Raw genomic sequence first — 1,699 nt, 5'->3', positions numbered from 1 at the left:
GGCGTTGACATAGTCGATCTCGTCTTCACTCAGGCCGGCATCGGCGAGGGCGGCGCGAACCGCGGCGATGGCCGGCGAAGCGTCCGGCTTCGAGCGGGTGCGGTGGAAGTCGTCGGCCTTCTCGCCGCAACCGCCCAGGACGCCGAGAATAGTCGCGCCGCGAGCCAATGCCGCTTTAAGCGATTCCAACACCAGCGCCCCGGATCCCTCAGCCAACACGAAGCCGTCGCGATCCCTGGAGAAGGGCTTCGATGCCTTTTCGGGAATGTCGTTGTGCGTGGAGAGCGCCGAAAGCAATGAGAAACGGATCAATGCCTCGGCGGTGGCAGAGCCGTCCGCGCCGATCGATAGTGCCCGGTCGCATTCGCCGCGTCGGATCGCCTCGACACCGAGCTGGATCGCGGTGGCACCTGAAGCACAAGCCGTCGACAGCGTGATCGGCAGACCGCGTGTGCCAAGACGGTCGGCAAGGCGGTCGGCGATCGAACCGAACTGGGTGGTCTCGAAAATATCCAGCTCTTTCAAGCTACGCGCGACCCGAAGCAGTCTTTCGGCGGCGGTGTCATCCTTGTCCTTGTCAGAATTGTAGAGCGAGAAGCGCTCGGCCCAGTCGAGTTCGACCGGCGGCGATGCGAGGAAGAGCGGTCCGCCGAAATTGCTGGAATCAAGACCGGCTTCGGTCACCGCTTCGAAGCCCGCAAGCTCGGCCAGCTCATAGGTGAGTGGGCTGGCACCTTTCGAACTCGACGGCAGGAAATCGACCATGCCGGAGATGCGGGTGTTCAGTTGATCGATGGGAAAGCGGGTGATCGGGTGAATACCCGACTTGCCCGAGGTCAGCGCCGCCCAATTGTCGGCCTTGCCCACGCCAAGCGAGGTGACAACGCCGATGCCGGTGACGGCGACGATCGGCCTGCCCATGTGATCGTTCAGATTGGCCATCCGGTAGCCCTCGACCTTTTATCGTTTGCAACATGGACCGTGCGGCGTCGCCTTAGGCGGCGTTGACCAGCGCCATGCCTTCGAATTGGTGATAGCCGATCGCCGTTGCAAGGACGGCTGCGGGAACGCCTTCGAACGGCGTCTCGGCTGCGGCATCAAAAACAGGGTAGGCGGCCTTGCGGTCGACGGCGAGTGCCGCCAGCGCCACGGCGAAGGGAAACTGCGCTTCCTTCATGTGTCCGGTCAGCGTCGAGAAGCCGCGCGCGGCGATTGCCGGATTGGCATCGAGCGCGGCTTTTTCGGCTGATGTTGCAGTGTGGGCACCCGATGCGCCCGACAGGGCCAGCAATTTGCCGTTCGGCGATGCAACCTGCTTGAGCAGTGCAGCGATCTCGGCGTCGAGTTCTCCCCGTGGCCGCCTGGCGCGGCCGGAGACGACCGGCCCAAGCTCGGCATAGATTTTCCGACCCCGGTCTGTCGCGTGTTCGCGTTGCTCCAGCACCAGGAAGGCGCCGCCGGATCCGGTCACAACGCCGCCGCCCTCGGCGCCCTGTCTTTGCCAGACCGGCTTCCACGGGCCGCGATGCAAATAGCCGGCAAGCTCATAGCCGAGCAGCATGTCGGAATGTTCGGTCTGGAAGGCACCGCCGACCAGGATGTGCGTCGACTGGCCCGAGCGGATACGCGCGGCGGCCGTTTCAACCGCGGCGACACCGGCACCTTCCTCGCCCATGAAGGTTCTGGACGAACCGGTGAC

2 protein-coding genes are annotated in these 1,699 nt (G+C 64.4%); both read right to left on the bottom strand.

What is annotated here, in order from left to right; all coding sequences use genetic code 11:
* Positions 1-942, bottom strand: a 942-nt coding sequence (locus tag EN935_RS34660) for a beta-ketoacyl synthase N-terminal-like domain-containing protein (RefSeq protein WP_127374159.1), incomplete at its 3' end; no start/stop codon positions are given.
* Positions 943-994: 52 nt separating this feature from the next.
* On the bottom strand, positions 995-1,699 hold a 705-nt coding region (locus tag EN935_RS34655; RefSeq protein WP_281040392.1), incomplete at its 5' end, for a beta-ketoacyl synthase N-terminal-like domain-containing protein.

This window comes from Mesorhizobium sp. M7D.F.Ca.US.004.03.1.1 (assembly GCF_003998635.1).
Lineage (GTDB): Bacteria > Pseudomonadota > Alphaproteobacteria > Rhizobiales > Rhizobiaceae > Mesorhizobium > Mesorhizobium loti.
Note: the sequence above shows the minus strand (reverse complement) of the source record. Positions and strands in the feature narration are given on the sequence as shown.